15 protein-coding genes are annotated in these 17,829 nt (G+C 42.6%); 4 read left to right on the forward strand and 11 right to left on the reverse strand.

What is annotated here, in order from left to right; all coding sequences use genetic code 11:
* The first annotated feature begins 98 nt into the window (after positions 1–98).
* Positions 99–665, forward strand: a complete 567-nt coding sequence (locus D1164_RS06440; protein WP_172594363.1) for an RNA polymerase sigma-70 factor — start codon at positions 99–101, stop codon at positions 663–665.
* Between the two features lie 71 nt (positions 666–736).
* Here the strand turns inward: D1164_RS06440 and D1164_RS06445 are convergent, their stop codons facing one another.
* Genes D1164_RS06445 through rlmH form a run of 3 tightly spaced genes read right to left on the reverse strand, consistent with a single transcriptional unit; the run spans position 737 to position 5,335 of the window.
* Positions 737–1,135 carry a phosphoribosyltransferase gene (locus D1164_RS06445; RefSeq protein ID WP_119349137.1) on the reverse strand — a complete coding sequence of 133 codons (399 nt, stop codon included), beginning with the start codon at positions 1,133–1,135 and terminating at the stop codon, positions 737–739.
* Between the two features lie 56 nt (positions 1,136–1,191).
* Positions 1,192–4,848 (reverse strand): sensor histidine kinase, encoded by a 3,657-nt coding sequence (locus tag D1164_RS06450; RefSeq protein WP_147372067.1) that lies wholly within the window; start codon positions 4,846–4,848, stop codon positions 1,192–1,194.
* 13 nt (positions 4,849–4,861) lie between these two features.
* A complete protein-coding gene (gene rlmH / locus D1164_RS06455) occupies positions 4,862–5,335 on the reverse strand; it encodes a 23S rRNA (pseudouridine(1915)-N(3))-methyltransferase RlmH (RefSeq protein WP_119349139.1) in 474 nt (157 codons plus the stop codon).
* A 111-nt stretch (positions 5,336–5,446) separates the two neighbouring features.
* Between rlmH and D1164_RS06460 the strand changes: the two genes are divergently transcribed.
* Both D1164_RS06460 and D1164_RS06465 read left to right on the forward strand, forming a co-directional pair.
* Positions 5,447–5,848, forward strand: a complete 402-nt coding sequence (locus tag D1164_RS06460) for a DUF4783 domain-containing protein (RefSeq protein WP_119349140.1) — start codon at positions 5,447–5,449, stop codon at positions 5,846–5,848.
* A gap of 4 nt (positions 5,849–5,852) precedes the next feature.
* Complete coding sequence (locus D1164_RS06465) at positions 5,853–6,782, forward strand: YihY/virulence factor BrkB family protein (RefSeq protein ID WP_147372069.1); 930 nt, start codon at positions 5,853–5,855, stop codon at positions 6,780–6,782.
* 655 nt (positions 6,783–7,437) lie between these two features.
* On the opposite strand, the gene D1164_RS06470 is transcribed toward D1164_RS06465, so the two are convergent.
* The 8 genes from D1164_RS06470 to era form a co-directional block, all read right to left on the reverse strand.
* Entirely contained in the window at positions 7,438–8,313 is an 876-nt protein-coding gene (locus tag D1164_RS06470) for a rhomboid family protein (protein WP_119349142.1), read from the reverse strand.
* Positions 8,314–9,126, reverse strand: a complete 813-nt coding sequence (locus D1164_RS06475; RefSeq protein ID WP_241558263.1) for a rhomboid family intramembrane serine protease — start codon at positions 9,124–9,126, stop codon at positions 8,314–8,316. It abuts the gene before it with no gap.
* 73 nt (positions 9,127–9,199) lie between these two features.
* On the reverse strand, positions 9,200–11,050 hold the full coding sequence (gene mutL, locus D1164_RS06480; protein ID WP_119349144.1) for a DNA mismatch repair endonuclease MutL: 1,851 nt from the start codon (positions 11,048–11,050) through the stop codon (positions 9,200–9,202).
* A complete protein-coding gene (locus D1164_RS06485) occupies positions 11,050–11,361 on the reverse strand; it encodes a hypothetical protein (protein ID WP_147372071.1) in 312 nt (103 codons plus the stop codon). The genes mutL and D1164_RS06485 overlap by 1 nt, the downstream gene beginning before the upstream one ends.
* 49 nt (positions 11,362–11,410) lie before the next feature.
* Positions 11,411–12,568, reverse strand: a complete 1,158-nt coding sequence (locus D1164_RS06490; RefSeq protein WP_119349146.1) for an iron-containing alcohol dehydrogenase — start codon at positions 12,566–12,568, stop codon at positions 11,411–11,413.
* Positions 12,559–12,867: a putative quinol monooxygenase gene (locus D1164_RS06495; RefSeq protein ID WP_119349147.1), complete on the reverse strand. Its 309-nt coding sequence runs from the start codon at positions 12,865–12,867 to the stop codon at positions 12,559–12,561. Before D1164_RS06495 ends, D1164_RS06490 begins: the two co-directional genes overlap by 10 nt.
* Positions 12,868–12,978: 111 nt before the next feature.
* Entirely contained in the window at positions 12,979–14,286 is a 1,308-nt protein-coding gene (der, locus tag D1164_RS06500) for a ribosome biogenesis GTPase Der (protein ID WP_119349148.1), read from the reverse strand.
* A 158-nt stretch (positions 14,287–14,444) separates the two neighbouring features.
* Entirely contained in the window at positions 14,445–15,329 is an 885-nt protein-coding gene (gene era, locus D1164_RS06505) for a GTPase Era (protein ID WP_119349149.1), read from the reverse strand.
* Between the two features lie 305 nt (positions 15,330–15,634).
* Between era and D1164_RS06510 the strand changes: the two genes are divergently transcribed.
* A complete protein-coding gene (locus D1164_RS06510; RefSeq protein ID WP_119349150.1) occupies positions 15,635–17,827 on the forward strand; it encodes a KamA family radical SAM protein in 2,193 nt (730 codons plus the stop codon).
* Positions 17,828–17,829: the final 2 nt, after the last annotated feature.

Raw genomic sequence — 17,829 nt, forward strand, 5'->3', positions numbered from 1 at the left:
TTGCACAGGCTTTCAGCTATTATCCTGAAAGCCTTTTTATTTGCTTTTTCACGCCATTTAATTACTTTTGATCCTTAACCATTCAAAACCTAACCTGTTTGGAAGAACAATACCTTATAAAAGGACTATTAACCCGCAATAAAGTTGTATTCGATTTTATTTTTCATTACTATTATTCCGGACTTTGTGCTTATTGTGAGCGAATTACAGGCGACAAACAGGTAGCAGAAGACATTGTACAAGACCTGTTTGTGACACTTTGGGTGAAACACCACCAAATAAAAATTACCTCGTCGCTGAAGAATTATCTTTTTACTTCGGTGAAAAACCGTTCGCTCGACTTTTTGAAGCTTGAAAAAAGAAAAAACCAGAAATTAGCAGCCATTCATATTGAAAAAAACCTTCCTGAAAATCTGTCCAGTTTTTGGTTCGCCGAGTCAGAGTTTCAGGAAATTGTGGAAAAAAGCCTGAAAAACCTGCCCCCCCGTTGTCGCGAAATTTTCGAATTAAGCCGCTTTCAGGGACTCAAAAACCAGGAAATTGCAGATAAACTGGGACTTTCGAAACGCACAATAGAATTACAGGTAGGCAATGCCCTCAAACAACTGCGAACCGATTTAAAACCTTACCTTCCGGCTTTCCTGTTACTGTTTTTGCTGAAATAACCATTATTCTTTCAAAAGAATTATCCTTCCAAAAAGGCAAGCGTTAAAAACCGGGGCAACAACCACTCATTTTAAGGTTTCCATGGCCATTTTACACAATCTTTTATTTCCGGGAAAAGAACATAATCGGCTTTCCCTTTCATGGCAAGAGTTTTAACGTTCAACCCTTTTAGCTGTTCCAGGGCGGCGTTGATTGTTTTTCCGGAAACGGAAACATCATCGACCAGCAAAATTCGTTTTCCCTCAAGATCCCAATCCGGCTTTTGGAGCACTTTGGGTTCATTGTAACGAGGGGTATTTTGCTCATCACGATAATTGAGTGTCATTACGTGCAATTCGGCGCCGAGGTGAAATGCGACCACCCCTGCAGGAACAATACCTCCAGAGCCAATACCAATTACCACATCGATTTCAGGAAGAGAGACTTGCTTTAGCCGTTCAGCTATTTTACGAAAGGAAAGTGGAACCATACATCGAAAATTTGAATACAAGAATAATGGAAATCGAGGTTTTTTGCAAATAATCTTCACCCCTCCCAAATGGGTATTTCAATATAAAACGTAGAGCCTTTGCCCGTTTCAGTTTCAAACCGGATATGGCCCGAAAAGTTCTCTACAATATTTTTCACAATAGCCAGTCCCAATCCCATGCCACTGGTTTTTGTCGTAAAGCTTGGGCTGAATAGTTTATCGCGCAACTCTTTGGGAATTCCCTCTCCACTATCAGAAACAGAGATAACGGCCTTATGCTCCTGACGGCTGAGATTAATTTTAACCTTTCCCTCCTTTTCGTCCGGTATAGACTGGATCCCATTCTTCACCAAATTGATAATAGCCCGTGAAAGTTGTTCCCGGTCAGCATTTACTTCGATATAGTCAAGCCCGTTCACCTGAAATTCAATCGTTACCTGCTGGTTGGACTCAAAAAGATCGATCACTTTTTGGATCTGTTCTGCCAATTTAAACACCTGGTTACGGGCAGCAGGCATTTTGGCAAAATTTGAAAACTCCGTAGCAATATTCGAGAGGTTATCAATCTGTTCAATAAGAGTGGCAGTTACGCGCTCGATGTACTTATTATATTCCTGCCCTCTGCCTTTAGCACGCTGAAGGTGCTGAATGTTCAGTTTCATCGGGGTCAGCGGATTCTTTATCTCGTGGGCAATCTGTTTGGCCATTTCGCGCCAGGCCGACTCACGTTCGGAGCGGGCAAGTAACTCTGCACTTACGGCCAGTTCATCCACCTTTTTATTATATTCTTTCACCAGGCTGCCGATTTCATCATTGCGGTTATAATAAATCGGTTCGTTGCGTTTTCCCAACTCCATCTTCCGAAAACTCTCCTGAATAAGCACCAACGGACGGGTAATTTGATTGGCAATAAAAATAGCAACGATAATACTGGCAAGAAAAAGGACTACATAAAGATTGATGAAAGCCACTACGATGGTTGAAAGTTCCTGACTGTACCGATCCTGTTTAATGAAGTATGGCAGGTTAATAGCCCCAAGGTATTCACCGGTATTGTTTATGATGGGTTTATAGGCCGACAAATACGACATCAAACCAATTTCTTCGGGCTGAAAATAATTGATTTGAAAGTTCTCGAATATTTCGGTGAAGGCCTTTGAGTTCATCCGTTCAGAAACCAGTCCGCGGGAAAAAATTTCAGAGCGGGAAGATGCGACCAGCGTTCCGTCTGTCCCGTAAATATTAATGTCGGTACGAAAAATATTAGACAACTTAGCCAGTTCGCGATTTAGCCAGTCAACCACATCCGGAGTGATTTCCTCCATATCTTCCAAACGCATTTCAATTTCTTCTGAGATAGAAACCAACTTTTCATTCAAATCATTCTGGTGTTTTTCTTTATACTCTTTTATATTGTACCAGATTGTTGCCAGCGCCACCACCAGTAATGAAACAAAAACAATAGAAATAATGGCTGCCTGAATTTTAAACTTTAAATCGAAACTAACAGAACTTCTTCTTATAGAACGATTTCCAAGCACCACCAAAATCAGAACTGAAAGAAAGTAGAACACAAACAGGTATGGAAATGAAATAAGGTAGTCCACCACAGTAAAAAGCTCACGGGAAACAATCACATAATTGTCTTCTCGGGAATGATAAATCAGGTGTTCCAGCCCGTCCCACCGGTTATATTCAAATTCTTTATCATCAGAAAGGTAAGAATGAACGTAAAAGTTGTAATTATAATCGCCGTGTTTATCGGTTAACTCCCCTCCAAAATACTTGGCATAGTTAAACTTTTTGTAGTTCTCGGGTTTAGCCATCGATTTATCGATAAGTAACTCGGGGAAACCAATGCCTTCAAAAAACAATTCCGAATTCAATTCAATAAATACTGATATTCCCCGCTTCTCAGAAGATAGCGGGTAATGTAACCAGCCCGTGTATGAAATACGGCCATTCATGTTATCCATGAAATAGAAATTGGTACCTGTTATTCTAATCCCCTGCGTTTGAATCATGTCTTCAAAAAAATCGTCACAGGGAGCCATTCTCTTGTCCATTTCGATAAACAGGCTGTCGGAACCAGAACACACAAAAAATCGTACGTCGTATTGCCTGAAGTAACTATTAAAATAAGTTTGTTCAATATATTCCACCAACTCATCTTCATTCTCAATAAGAAGACGGGGAATCGATTCATCAATCTGAATGGCGCGTTGCATTTCAGTCAGAAAAACCTCGGCCGCCGGGTCACGTTCAGCCACCAGGGTAACTGCCATCAACCTCTGCTCATCCCGTTGTTTTGCTGTGGTGGTCGTATAAAATACCACTAATGAATAAATTGATGCTGCCGAAACAAAAATAATAAGGTAACTCAGGGTAAACCGTTGCAGGTAATTTTTGCTGAACAGGGTGGCAAGCGACGTGGCCGCCACAAAAAGAACAAGAGCTGCAGCAGAAACCCGTTGCAATGAAATCAACTGGCTAATAGCAAGAAAAACAGCAATCAGCAATGAGGCCATTACCAGATAGCCCAACCCAAAATCGTCTCTTATATTGTCAACAATTTTTATCGTTAACAGAAAGACGGCCAACAAAAGCATACCAACCGCAAAGATAGCGAGGACACTTTGGGCTGAAATTTCGGTAATTCGATTTAGCGAAAAAGATATGGTCGAATTAAAAATCAACTCACGGATATAAAAATGTATCAGCAAATACGTACTTCCCGAAAACAACAAAAGCAGTATGCCAATGGTCTTGCGAGACAGCACTGATTCTTTCTTAAGTTGATCGACATTGAGATGTATTCCAAAATGGTACACCCAGAACAGAAAAAAGAGGGCCAGCAAAAAGAAATCTCCCAATGAAGGCAGCCAACTGCTATATGCAAAAACCGACGGACTAAAAAAATCGAGGTAAAAAAATACCTTCGGAATGTGAAAAATCAGATGGAGCCAATACACCAGGAAAAGGGCAACAGCAAGGCCAAACAATTTTATAAAAAAAGAAGCCGTGGAATCAGTAAATCCACGCCGGAAATAAAAAAGCAAAATAAGGATTCCGAAAAAATAGAGAACTCCGGGAAAATAAAGCTGACGGGTAGTACAAAGGTATGACCCCTTGGGTTTGAGCGAAAACAGATAGTTACCTTCTGTACTGTAAACAGGATTGAAACTATCAGGTTCGTTCAGTTCGATTTCAAATTCACCGGGTAGCCTGTAATCGTCAAAAAAGGAATTTCCGAGGTACTTATTTTCATATTGGTAATTGTATTTAACAAGATGGAAACCAACAATTTGATACTCCCCCACTTCTTCCTTATGCATAAGATAAAATCCGTTGGGAAGCTGAACCAGTCCTTCAGCTTCCGGCAAAGCCGAAAAAGTATCGAAAAATGCTACCGAACGGTCTGACCAAAAGTATAACTCTCCCTTCTTAAATACCAAAAAACCAAACCCTTTCTCCTCAAGCAGGCGACTGCTTATTTTTAGCCGTCCCGAAAAATTACCATCAAATTCTTCCTCCATTGCAAGAGCAGTAATCTGCCCCAGGCGGGCACTAAGCTCCCTTTCATTTTCATGAAGGTCTTCCTGGAAATCATGGATCAAATGTGTTTCGGGATGCTTTTTAAGCAAGCCGTTTTCTATAATTGCCGCAGCTAAAAAAAAACAGAGGGCAAAAATGAGGAAGCTGTATTTATTCATTTTCCCAAACACGCTAGTCGTGATGATATGGTTCTCCTTTCAAAATGGTAAAAGCCCGGTAAATCTGCTCAACGCACAAAAGTCGAGCCAACTGATGCGAGAAAGTCATTCGCGACAATGAAACTTTTGCGGTTGCCTTTTGGTACACGGCATCCGAAAAACCGTAGGGCCCGCCTATCACTAACACCAGTTCTTTCAGCCCGCTGGCCATTTTCTTTTGAAGAAATCCCGCAAACTCCCTCGACGAAAGCACTTTGCCTTTCTCGTCAAACAAATGGAGCTCTTTTGATGGCGCCCAACGTGAAAGAATCTGCTCTCCTTCTTTTACTTTTTGCTGCTCAATGCCCGTATTCTTCCCTTTTTTAATATCCGGAATCACCTCAATGCTGAAATCAACATAATGCTTTATGCGGCTCATATACAACTCAATTCCTTCCTGCATATATTTTTCATCGGTTTTGCCAACTACCAATAAAGTAAGCTTCATGCTGATTAATGAATATTTATTTTATAATTTTACCAAAAATAAAAGGTTGAAACTGTTTTTGCATAGTTTTTGCTGTTAAAATGGCGCTTAATATTGAAAAAAAATAGAATCATGTCATCGATAAAAAAAAGATTATTCATGATTTCCCTTTTTGTCGGAACACTTTTTTTTGCTTTTCAGGCAAAATCACAGATCCCCGACGAAATTATCCTGAGCCTGAAATCAGGCAATGCCAGAGACCTTTCTGATTATTTTAACCAGAATGTGGAACTGGTGGTTCCTGGCAGTGACAATGTTTACAGTAAGGCACAGGCTCAACTTATTGTCAATAACTTCTTCAGTGAAAATGCCCCGCAAAGTTTTTCGGTTATTCACCAGGGGGGCAAGGAAGGTTCTCAATATGTTATTGGCAACCTCGGAACGAAAAAGGGAACTTTCAGGGTTTATTTTTTACTGAAAAAAAGTGAAGAAAAAAATTTCATTCATCAGCTAAGAATTGAAAAACAGGAATAACCCAATGGGCAAGGGTTTGCTTGACAACAACAAGTATAAACGGATTGGGGAGCAGCTAATTGAAAAGGCAGAAAAAATTTCGTTGCCGTTTTTTGATGGTGTTCCGTTGTATGATGTTGCGCTGTTTTTTTGGCGCAGTATTGTAAACGGTTCCATAACCACCAGGGCTTCAGCTATTGCATTCTCTTTCTTCATTGCTTTTTTCCCGGCCGTTTTGTTCATTTTTACCCTCATCCCCTACATTCCTATTACCAATTTTCAGGATGAACTTTTTAGCATCATCCAGGAATTATTACCGGAAGGCACTTTTATAGTTGTTGAAGACACCATTGAAGATATTCTAAAAAACCCGAGAGGCGGCCTGCTGTCACTGGGATTTTTTATGGCGCTGATTTTCTCTACCAACGGACTGGCCTCAATGATGAGCGCTTTCGATGCTACAATTCACAGCATTAACCGGCGGTCGTGGATAAGTCAACGGCTGGCAGCTGTCCTACTTCTTATTATTCTTTCTGTACTACTTGCACTTGCGGCGACCTTGCTTGCCGGCGGACAAATAGTGATTAACTACCTACAGGAAAACTACATTTTACGAGATAGTTTCACCATTTTACTGCTTAATTTTGGCCGGTGGGTGGTGATTGTAGCGCTCCTGTTTTTCGCCAACTCCTTCTTATATTACATGGCCCCGGCAAAAAAAACCAAGTGGCGATTCATTTCGGCCGGCGGTACTCTGGCAACGGTACTAAGCATTATCGCACTCAGCGGATTTTCGTACTACATTACCAACTTTAGCCAATACAACAAACTTTACGGCTCCATTGGAACACTGCTCATCTTACTCTTTCTGATGTATATTATGTCTCTTATTTTGCTGATTGGGTTTGAACTAAATGCAAGTATTTACCAGGCGCATACAAAAAATGAAGATTGAATGGAGGGATACAGGCAATTCTCAAAAACTTTACTATTCGTGCCAGTACGTTTCGTTGACGTTCTCTAAAATTCAGATCCTCTGACCATTAGGGCTCACCCGAAAAATCCGGTGGAGTAATCTGTTTTCAGATACATTTTCCATCAATATTTTTATGCCTTATCAGACCGATTTTACTCTTTACCATGACACAAATAGTAAACAGAAAAGTCTAGGCTGCGTTCGCTTCACTCGGAAAAGCTACGTGTTCCCAGCTAAAATTACTGAAACTCGTCGTACCTCCTCAAACAGCAGTAATTTTTTAACGCCGTCCTCACTTGTTTTCCGGCTCACCGACCGAGGCCATCGCTCCGATGTACTAAATGTTCATTTGTGGAATGGCCATCTTTGTCAATTCTTAACTTCGATTTTAATAAGTGAGCTATACCTGATGCGGGCTGTGTCAAAATTCCGTCAGTCGGGCCAATTCGAAACATTGAAAAAACGCAAAGGTTAATTTTGACATGATTCTTTTTTCTTTGTTTTTCTCATCTAGGAGAAAAATGAAGTGGGGATTGGGGCAAAGCCCCAAACAAGTGGATAATCAGTCTGTTGTTATGAATTTTGAAAAAATTTTAGGTGATGAAGTAAAAGTCAACCTTGGTCAGGAAACTTCTCACTTTTTCCCCTGTTTGAACAAAATTTCTTTTTCTCTTTTGGTGAGGCTTTCGTAACCTGACTGAGCAATTTTATCCAGAATGCGGTTAATTTCTTCCTGCTGAACGTTTTGCTGCCTGTTATATTCATAATCATCGCGGGGAGGCGCTTGTTGTTTAAACGTAACTTTCATCCTGTCGCGGGGTTTAAACCAGTCTCCAACTTTATAAACAAAAGCCGACAAGCCGGCGCCCCAATCCTTTCCTTTACGAAGCTGTCCAATATAAAACCATCCCCACGCTGCTCCGCCAAGGTGAGCCAAATTTCCTCCCGGATTAGAGGTTGAGATGCCGATAACTGAAAGTACTACATAGAACGCAGCAACGTATTTCAAAGGAAACCTTCCGATAAAAAACAGGTGTATTTCGCGTTGCGGATCGTAAACAGCAACAGCCACCAAAATAGCAAGAACAGAAGCCGAGGCTCCCAGCAATATTGCATTAACGGAAGCAAAAACCGGGAAAACATTAAACGCCAGTACATATAAAAATGCCCCTGCCAGTCCACCCATCAAATATACACTGAGCAACTTCTCTCCTTCAAAATGATACAGGAAAAGTTTACCAAACCAATACAAACCCAGAACATTGAAAAGCAGATGCAGAAAACCAGCATGTAAAAACATGTAAGTTACCGGGGTCCAAAACCTGTGTGCCAACGTATTCAAATCTGATGGAGCAGAAAGCCATTCGACCAAATGAAAAGGCTGCCCTGCCAGGTAAAAAAAGACACCGATAATTTTGATCAGTAAAAATACCCCCAGGTTAATATAAATTAACCGGGTTAAAACCGATCCTTCCTTAAATGTGCGTTTTATGTCGGCCCAAATATCCATTCAATAAAAGTGCTTTGTGGTTTTGTTCCAGTATTTAATAAGCAGGTAACCGAACAGCATACCGCCAAGGTGGGCAAAATGCGCTACATTACTTCCCGGTCGCGAAAAGCCAAGGTAAAGTTCAATTAATCCGTAACCGATAACAAAATATTTTGCTTTGATAGGAATGGGCGGAAAAAGAAGCATCAATTGGGTATTGGGAAATAATACCCCAAAAGCAAGCAGTACTCCAAATACGGCACCTGAAGCCCCTACGGTGGGAATATCCATTTTTAAACGCAGGATACGTTCCATAAGGCTCAATCCCTCTGCTGCATAGGCCGAACTGGCCGGGTTGTCGTACCACGTATTGATAAAATCACGCACCTGCACCGAAGCATTAGGCAGGTTTTTTTTCACAAACTGATCGAGCAATTCGGGCGATGGAGTATTTCTGAACGCCTCAATGGAATTCTGGATGGCAGAAATTTCAAGGTGGGAAACAAACATATGCAGAGCCACCGCTCCCAAGCCGGTTACAAAATAATAAATCATAAAACGGCGCGACCCCCAAACACTTTCCAGCACGCGCCCAAACATCCAAAGGGCAAACATGTTAAAAAAGAGATGAAATAACCCCCCATGCATAAACATATGGGTAATAATCTGGTGCAACCTGAACTTTTCGGAGCCCGGATAATGCATCCCGAAAAACTCTACCAAATCAACATTTCTCGTTTGAAGAATCCACGTAGCCAGCAAAAAAAGCACATTAATTATAATGAGGTTTTTTACAACCGGTGGAATATTATTCATTACAGGTCGATAATTCATAACAAAGTATTTAAACAGCCGTCCAGCAATTGCCAGACCAATTATTTAAAAACGGCAATATAACGACATATTGTCATTTATTAAAAGTTTTTTCGATGTCTTCCAGAGGAATGATGGTCAGAACTTTCTTCCCTTCGGGCGAATAATTGGGCGTTGCACAGGCAAAGAGATTGTCGATAAGATGGTCGATCTCCTCTTGCTTTAAATCAATTCCGTAATCGATTGCCGAAGCTTTGGCCAGCGAAATAGCCACCTGTTCTTTAGCTTTTGCCCGGGCATCAACCGGCGAATTTTTATATTCTTCCAGCAACTTTTCCACAATCATTCCGGGCGACGCCACATCCAGCATTCCAGGCGTACCGTTTATCACAAAAGTATTTTTTCCAAACTCCCGAATATCAAAACCCAACGCCTGCAAATCGGTTAGAATATTCTTCAACAATTCTGCATCGCCGGATTCCAACTCAATGGTTTGCGGGAACAATTGCTGCTGACTGGCCACTGACTCCGACTGAAGCACCTCCATGAACTTCTCGAAAAGAATACGTTCGTGAGCCCTTTTTTGATCAATTGCCATCAACCCCGATTTGACCGGAGTAAGAATAAATCGTTGTTTGAGCTGCAACACCTTTTTCCCCGAATATTTTTCAGAAGACTGAGAACCGTAATCTCCCTGTTCTCCAAGAGGTAGCTGCGATTGTTGTTCGTGCTGTATCTTTTCTTTTGGAGGACCATATAAGTCTTCCCAATGATCCACCTGCTGCTTTTCCCGACGACTCTCATTCCATCCTCCGGAAGAAACATTTTTCTCTTGTTCAAACGGATTGTATTCTGGATTTACCTTTATTTCCGGGTACCGGATTTCCCTGTTTCCCTTTCCCAAAACAGGAATGTCGATACTGCCGTTTTGGTCAAAATCGATAGAAGGTACGACGTTGTGTTTTCCCAGGGACTCACGCACTGCAGCAAAAATGATTTGCCAGACTGCCCGTTCGTCTTCAAATTTAATCTCGGTTTTTGTGGGGTGCACGTTAATATCGATATGGGCCGGATCCATTTCCAGAAACAAGAAATAAGACGGAAAAGCATCGGCAGGCAGCAGTTTCTCAAAAGCCTGCATTACCGCCTTATGAAAATAGGGATGCCGCATGTAACGCTTGTTCACAAAAAAGAACTGCTCTCCCATGGTTTTTTTTGCAAACTTCGGCTGGCCCACATAACCGGTAATATTCACCATGCTGGTTTCCTCCTCCACCGGCACTAAACTCTGATTAACATTTTTCCCGAAAATATCCACTATCCGGCGGCGGAGGTTACTTTTCCCCAACTCATACAATGAGGAATAATTATGATGAAATGAAAACCGGATATCCGGATTGGGTAATGCTACGCGATGGATTTCGTTTATAATATGTCTGAGCTCAGTGGTGTTTGTTTTTAGAAATTTTCGACGGGCCGGCACATTAAAAAACAAATTTTTTACTGTAATGGTTGTCCCGTTTGAACCGGCTACCGGCTCCTGGGCTTTCACTTCCGAACCCACAATATGAACCCGCGTGCCTACTTCGTCCTCCGTTCGTTTAGAACGCAATTCCACATCGGCAATGGCCGCAATGGAAGCCATTGCTTCGCCCCTGAAGCCCATAGTACGAATACAAAACAGGTCGTTGGCTGAACTGATCTTTGAGGTGGCATGGCGCTCAAATGCCATACGGGCATCGGTTGGCGACATTCCGCAACCATTATCAGTTATTTTTATGAGGGTCTTCCCCGCATCTTTTATATGAATGGTAATTTCATTTGCGCCTGCATCCAGCGCATTTTCCACCAGCTCCTTCACTACCGAAGCAGGCCGCTGAATCACTTCGCCGGCAGCAATCTGGTTGGCTACCGAATCGGGTAATAATTGGATAATATCACTCACTAAAACGTAAAATCAGAATAAAAAAACAGATAAAAAACCAGCGTCAAAATTATTATCAGAACGATAAGTCGTGTATTGGATGCTCTCCGCGCATTTCCCGATGACTTGGAAAAACCCTCCTGGGCTCTTCTAAACTGCCCTTTAACGTTAGGACGAAAAGGCTGGCCACTATCTTTTCTTTCCTCCTTAATGCCCAGCTCCTCCTTTATTTTACGTTCTCTTTCTTCACGTTCCTCCTTGTCGGGATTATAAAATCTCGGACTGATATTAAACTTTTTCGCTCCTGGAAGATGAAAAAATCGCCCAATCATATTCGTTTTGTTTATTTCTGCAAAGATACGCTTTATTCTGAAAATGTATTCAGACTGATTTTTCAAGTATCTCCAGCAGGTATTTATCATTAAGCTCAACAGGATTTCCTTTCATACTACTTGCCTTTTTGGCTTTTTCAACCAAAACAGGGAAGTCAGCCGCCGAAAGTCCGAATGCAGAAAGAGCCGGAATGTTAAGGAACTGAACCATTTCCCTGGCCCATTGAATTCCGTCAGTAGCCCCTGCTTCCGGATTGCCCGTTAAAATCTGCGCTACTTCGTTGTATTTTGCCAATGTTTGTTGTTGGTTTTGTTGCGTAACAGCTCTGAGGTTTACTTCCATTACCGCAGGCAGCAATGTAGCACAGACCGCTCCGTGCGGGACAGGAAACATCCCTCCCATTGGCCCGGCAAAACCATGCACGGCGCCCAGTTTTACATTGGCAAGCGACATACCCCCTAACATGCTGGCAAACGACATATCTTCACGGGCTTTCAAGTCTGTACCATTCTCAAAAGCTTTTTTTAAAGAAGCAGCAACCCGGTGCATTCCTTCCCGGCAAAAGGTGTCGATGAATGGATTTGCCTGGTTGGAAACAAATGTTTCAAGCAAGTGTGTCAATGCATCCATTCCGGTTGTGGCCGTAATTTCAGGCGGCATAGAAACGGTGAGTTCCGGATCTACTACTGCCACATCCGGAAACATCAGCGGGCTGCGAAGGCTCACTTTTACGCGGTGCTCAGGCGAATGGATAACTGCATTTTTGGTGACCTCGGCACCTGTACCGGCAGTGGTTGGAATGGCAATAAACGGCAGCGGTTTTTCCAACAGCTTTTGCCCTTTTCCAATCACTTCCAGGTAATCCAACAGTTCCCCTTTATTGGGAACCAGGGCTGCAATGGCCTTGGCACTGTCAATTACACTGCCGCCACCCAACCCGACAACCACATCGCAACCGGTCTCGCGAGCCATTTTCACCCCTTCTGAAATGATACCGGCAGAAGGTTCTGTACCCACGCTAAAGTAATTCACTTCAAATTCTCCCGATAGTAAACTTTCGGCTAAAGGTTTTGCACGCTCCCTTTTTTCCCCGGTAACCAATAAAATATTCCGGCCCATTCCTTCCAGCATCTGCCGAACTTTTTTTACCGTCCCGGTTCCAAAAACGATTTGCGTTGCTGTTACAAATTCAAAATTTAGTCCCATCCCTTATCTTCCGGAAAAACGTTAAAAAACTTCACTGAACTGCGTGGTTCGGCCATCATGCCGGCAACGGAATCGCGCCAACGCTGGTAATGCTTGGTCTCCTTATGTTTTGCCGGATCTTCCGGGGTCCTGTACACTTCCACCAAAACAAACCGGGTGGGATCGTCCTGCTGTTGCACCAAATCGAACCGGGCAATTCCGGGTTCCTTCAAACTGTTGCGGGCATTCTCCACCGTAGCTTGTTTAAAATCTTCTATCCGGTCTTCTTTTACATGAACAAATACGTGAACAACAAACATAACTTCATCTTTTCTGACGAAATTACAAAAAAGTGGGTGAAATGAGATAGCTACAATCCTCAAAGTAGCTCCACTCACGGTGAAAGTACAGTCGTAAAATAAAGGAATAGTTTACTTCTGCCTGAAATACACCTGAATGGGCACACCTGTAAAATCGAAATTTTCCCTGATTTTATTTTCAATATACCGCTTGTAAGGTTCACGAATGTACTGGGGCAAATTGGCAAAAAGTGCAAACGCCGGTGTAGGGGAAGGTAACTGAGTTACATATTTAATTTTAATGTATTTCCCTTTTACAGAAGGTGGCGGATAAGTTTCCACCGCTTCAAGCAACACCTCGTTCAGCTTAGAAGTTTTAATACGGTTTTTCCGGTTTTTAAAAACCTGCATGGCAATATCCAGCGCTTTATGCACCCGCTGTTTGGTTTTCGCCGAAATAAAAATAATAGGAACATCGGTAAACGGGGCAATACGTTCACGGATTTCAGCTTCCACCTGCCGGGTCGAATAGCCGTCTTTTTCAATCAAATCCCACTTATTAACTAAAATAACCACGCCCTTTTTGTTTCGCACAATCAGGTTGAACACATTCACATCCTGCGCTTCCATTCCACGGGTGGCATCAACGAGCAACAGGCACACATCGGAACTTTCAATAGTACGCACCGAACGCAACACTGAATAAAACTCAATATCGTCGTGCACTTTTCCTTTTTTACGGAGTCCGGCAGTATCGATAATGACAAAATCATGTCCGAATTTGTTGTAGCGGGTGTGAATGGAATCGCGGGTTGTTCCGGCAATGTCAGTAACAATGTAGCGTTCTTCTCCGAGTAGCGTATTGATAAATGAAGATTTTCCCACATTAGGGCGACCTACCACCGAAAGGTAGGGTAGTTCGTGCTCCTCATCGCTACCGGATGTTTCTGCAAAACTATTAATTACCTGATCGAGCATATCACCGGTGCCGCTTCCGGTCATTGACGAAATACAGAAAATCTCACCCAATCCAAGGCCATAAAACTCCTGCGCATCAGGGATTCGCTGGTTATTATCCACCTTATTCACAGTTACTACTACTTTTTTTCCACTTCGGCGGAGAATGGCCGCAACAGCATCGTCCAGGTCGGTAATGCCCAATTCCACATCAACTACAAACAAAATTACGTCGGCTTCGTCGATGGCCAGATGCACCTGTTTGTTGATTTCAGCTTCGAATACATCGCCGGAGTTGACAACATACCCACCGGTATCGATAACCGAAAATACTTTCCCGTTCCATTCAGACTTTCCGTAATTGCGGTCACGGGTAACACCCGATACCTCATCCACAATCGCTTCCCGCGATTCGGTAAGCCGGTTAAACAACGTCGATTTACCCACATTGGGGCGTCCTACTATGGCTAATATTCTACTCATTTTTCATTTAAATTAGCAACCTGCTTTTGACATGGTTACATTCGTTTGGATCATCTATTTTCGAAAAATGCACATTTTTTTCAAAAATGAATTTCCTTGAATCTTGTTATATTTCTTACACCGTGCAAAAGCAGGGCGCTCATTCTCCCTGTTTTGCTCTAAAAAGCTTCGTATCCAAAGTTTTTCAACTGATTCTCTTTGTTGCGCCAGTCTTTGGCCACTTTCACAAACAATTCCAGGTATACTTTCTTTCCAAAAAACTCCTCTGCATCCCTTCGGGCTTCGGTTCCCACTTTTTTTAGCATCTTTCCCTCTTTCCCGATGATAATCCCTTTCTGCGTATCGCGGGCCACATATATTACTGTACGCACATCGATAAGATTTCCTTGTTCTTTAAATGTCTCCACTTCGACCTCCACTGAGTAGGGAACTTCTTTTTGATAGTTCAGCAATATTTTTTCGCGGATAATCTCCTGCATAAAAAAACGCTCGTTGCGATCGGTAAGGGAATCTTTTTCAAAAAAAGGCGGACTCTCGGGCAGCAACTCCAAAATACGGTCGAAAACCGGTTCAATGTTAAATCTTTCCATCGCGGAAACCGGAAAAACAGTAGCGCCGGGAAATACTTCGCTCCAATAATCGAACAATGCGGTTACCTCATTTTGATCCGACAGATCAATTTTATTGATCAGCACAATCACCGGCATATTTGATTTGCGTATCCGATCGATGTATTCAGGATTTTTACCCCGTTTTTCCACCACATCGGTCACAAACAAAATTACGTCTGCATCAATAAGGGCAGTATCCACAAACTTCATCATCGATTCCTGAAGCTTGTAGCCTGGCTTTAAAATACCCGGTGTGTCAGAATAAACAATCTGAAAATCTTCTCCGTTCACAATTCCCTTAATGCGGTGACGGGTTGTCTGCATCTTTTTTGTAATAATTGACAACTTCTCGCCCACCAGGGCATTCATTACTGTGGATTTCCCCACGTTGGGATTTCCTATAATATTAACAAAACCAGCTCTATGCGTCATTCTTTAATTTTTCAATCTGACATTCAAGATTCCTCTTTGCAATCCCACTCCCCTGTTTTTATTCCCTCTGAACAAGGGCAGATGAAGAACATTTACAATTCATTAAAAATCAGCGCAAAGATAATTCATTTAAGTAATCCGGGAAGTTTTTATCCATTCGTTTTCATTTATTAATTGATTGTTATTTCCGGCTTTCTTCCTGTTAAAAGAATTTAAAAAAAATATTCCTGATGCGTGTGTCATTGGTCGTTACGGTTTTTTTTTGTATTTTACTGCAAAAGCTTTAATTGTTCAAAATAAATATTATGAAAAACATACGCCTTGATAAAATCGCCATCAATGTTCATGCACGCCGGATTCTTCTGATGATTTTGGAGGAGAATCCTATTTTGGAGCGGATACTTCGGGGCTCGAAAAATGAAACAGAGGCAATGGAGGCAATTAAAGAATGGATCTTGCCCAAACTAAAAAAGAACCCTGCAGCAGAAGCATTTTACCTCAGAAAAGATCACAATCACGATCTCTACCTTCAACTCAACTGGGAAGACTTTGCAGCCATCCGACTGCTTGACTACATAAAACATGCGGGAGAATCTCACCCGGATCAAAATATTCACGGTGAAATGGCTGTTACCAACCCCATAAAAATGATGTGGCTGGCCACCAACTTTGGAATTGGCGGGGCAAAGCCCGATTTTTTTCTGGATATGCTTGAGCTTTTCAGGCAACTGAACGGCAAGCTGAAACCGGAAATCCCCGGCAGGGAACAGGTTCAGGAATGGATGGATCGTTATCCGTCAGGGATCGAGCCGAACATTGCGGAATTACGAAAAGTTAACCGCGACCGGATTATCGGGATTCTCACCGAAAAAATTGATAACGGAGAAATAAAAAGCAAAAGATATTCCTTCGAGCCTGGTCTTTCGCAGGAAGAAAAAATAGCTAAGATGAACGAATGGTGGAGTGAAAGCCGGTTTCATCTCAGGTTTGCTGTTCGCTCCCCTGACATGCTAAACGAACTTCTCGACTACTCGCTTGACCCTGACACAATGGACATTCTTTATGATGCCGAGGAAAAAGGAATCCCATTTTTTGTAAATCCGTATTACCTCTCGCTGCTGAATGTTCAAACTCCGGGATTTGCCGTTGGGGGTGATTTGGCCATCCGGTGTTACATTGTTTACAGCCGGGCGCTGGTGGAAGAATTTGGACAAATTCAGGCCTGGGAGAAAGAAGACAAGGTACAGCCGGGTAAACCCAATGCTGCGGGTTGGATTCTTCCTTCGCACAATATCCACCGTCGTTATCCCGAAGTGGCCATTTTTATTCCCGATACAGTTGGCAGGGCCTGTGGCGGATTATGTGCAAGTTGCCAGCGAATGTACGATTTCCAGAGTGGGCGTTACAATTTCGACCTGCAAAAATTGAAACCCAACGAATCGTGGAACCAGAGACTACCCAAATTGCTCTCCTATTTTAAAGACGATGCCCAGCTTCGCGATATTCTGCTCACCGGAGGGGATGCACTAATGAGTTCCGACAGAAGTCTCAAAAATATTCTGGATGAAATTTACAAGATGGCTGTCCTCAAAAAAGAAGAAAATAAAAACCGACCGGAGCATGAAAAATATGCTGAAATCTTACGCATCAGAATTGGGACCCGGTTACCGGTTTACCTTCCGCAACGTATAACCCCTGCGCTGGCACAAATTCTGGCTGATTTTAAAAAGAAGGCGTCAAAAATTGGGGTAAAACAATTTGTCATTCAAACTCATTTCGAATCGCCAATGGAAGTGACCCCGGAAGCGCAAAAGGCAGTACAATTGTTGCTAAATGCCGGCTGGGCGGTGGCAAACCAACTGGTTCTTACAGCACCTGCCTCACGACGCGGGCACACAGCCAAACTCCGCAAAGTACTGAATGACATTGGGATACTCACTTATTACACCTTCACTGTAAAAGGATTTAAGGAAAACAGCGCCAATTTTACTCCGAATGGCCGCGCCGTGCAGGAAGAAATGGAAGAGAAATACCTCGGACGCCTTCCCGAAAAAGAAATGGACGAAATACAGGAACTGATGCACGATGCGAAAAATATGGCTGATAATGTGGACAAGCTGCGGAAAGAAAACAACCTTCCGTTCCTCGCTACCGATCGCAACATCCTGAACCTGCCCGGAGTGGGGAAAAGCCTTACTTTCCGTACGATTGGAATTACCCGCTACGGACGGCGAATCCTGGAATTTGATCACGACCGAACCCGCAACCACAGCCCCATTATCGACGAAATGGGAAAAGTGATTATTATCGAATCAAAATCCATTACAGAATACCTCCGGCAACTGGAAGATATGGGGGAAAACCGCGATGAATATGAAGGGGTATTTGGCTATTCGCTGGGGGAAACCGAACCACGAATGCCCATTTACGAGTATCCCGGTTACGATTTTGAAATAACCGATGAATTGACCCATCTGAAACTGGGGGTGGAAGCGTAAAA

Origin of the sequence: Mariniphaga sediminis (assembly GCF_003573545.1) — a bacterium.
Lineage (GTDB): Bacteria > Bacteroidota > Bacteroidia > Bacteroidales > Prolixibacteraceae > Mariniphaga > Mariniphaga sediminis.

Excerpts from the sequence above, each read along its gene's own strand:
- D1164_RS06465 (WP_147372069.1), top strand. The coding sequence starts at position 5,853 with ATGGGCAAGGGTTTGCTTGACAACAACAAGTATAAACGGATTGGGGAG.
- D1164_RS06485 (WP_147372071.1), bottom strand. The coding sequence starts at position 11,361 with ATGATTGGGCGATTTTTTCATCTTCCAGGAGCGAAAAAGTTTAATATC.
- D1164_RS06510 (WP_119349150.1), top strand. The coding sequence starts at position 15,635 with ATGAAAAACATACGCCTTGATAAAATCGCCATCAATGTTCATGCACGC.
- der (WP_119349148.1), bottom strand. The coding sequence starts at position 14,286 with ATGAGTAGAATATTAGCCATAGTAGGACGCCCCAATGTGGGTAAATCG.
- D1164_RS06460 (WP_119349140.1), top strand. The coding sequence starts at position 5,447 with ATGTCATCGATAAAAAAAAGATTATTCATGATTTCCCTTTTTGTCGGA.
- D1164_RS06495 (WP_119349147.1), bottom strand. The coding sequence starts at position 12,867 with ATGTTTGTTGTTCACGTATTTGTTCATGTAAAAGAAGACCGGATAGAA.
- D1164_RS06475 (WP_241558263.1), bottom strand. The coding sequence starts at position 9,126 with ATGAATTATCGACCTGTAATGAATAATATTCCACCGGTTGTAAAAAAC.
- D1164_RS06490 (WP_119349146.1), bottom strand. The coding sequence starts at position 12,568 with ATGGGACTAAATTTTGAATTTGTAACAGCAACGCAAATCGTTTTTGGA.
- era (WP_119349149.1), bottom strand. The coding sequence starts at position 15,329 with ATGACGCATAGAGCTGGTTTTGTTAATATTATAGGAAATCCCAACGTG.
- D1164_RS06470 (WP_119349142.1), bottom strand. The coding sequence starts at position 8,313 with ATGGATATTTGGGCCGACATAAAACGCACATTTAAGGAAGGATCGGTT.
- D1164_RS06445 (WP_119349137.1), bottom strand. The coding sequence starts at position 1,135 with ATGGTTCCACTTTCCTTTCGTAAAATAGCTGAACGGCTAAAGCAAGTC.
- rlmH (WP_119349139.1), bottom strand. The coding sequence starts at position 5,335 with ATGAAGCTTACTTTATTGGTAGTTGGCAAAACCGATGAAAAATATATG.
- D1164_RS06450 (WP_147372067.1), bottom strand. The coding sequence starts at position 4,848 with ATGAATAAATACAGCTTCCTCATTTTTGCCCTCTGTTTTTTTTTAGCT.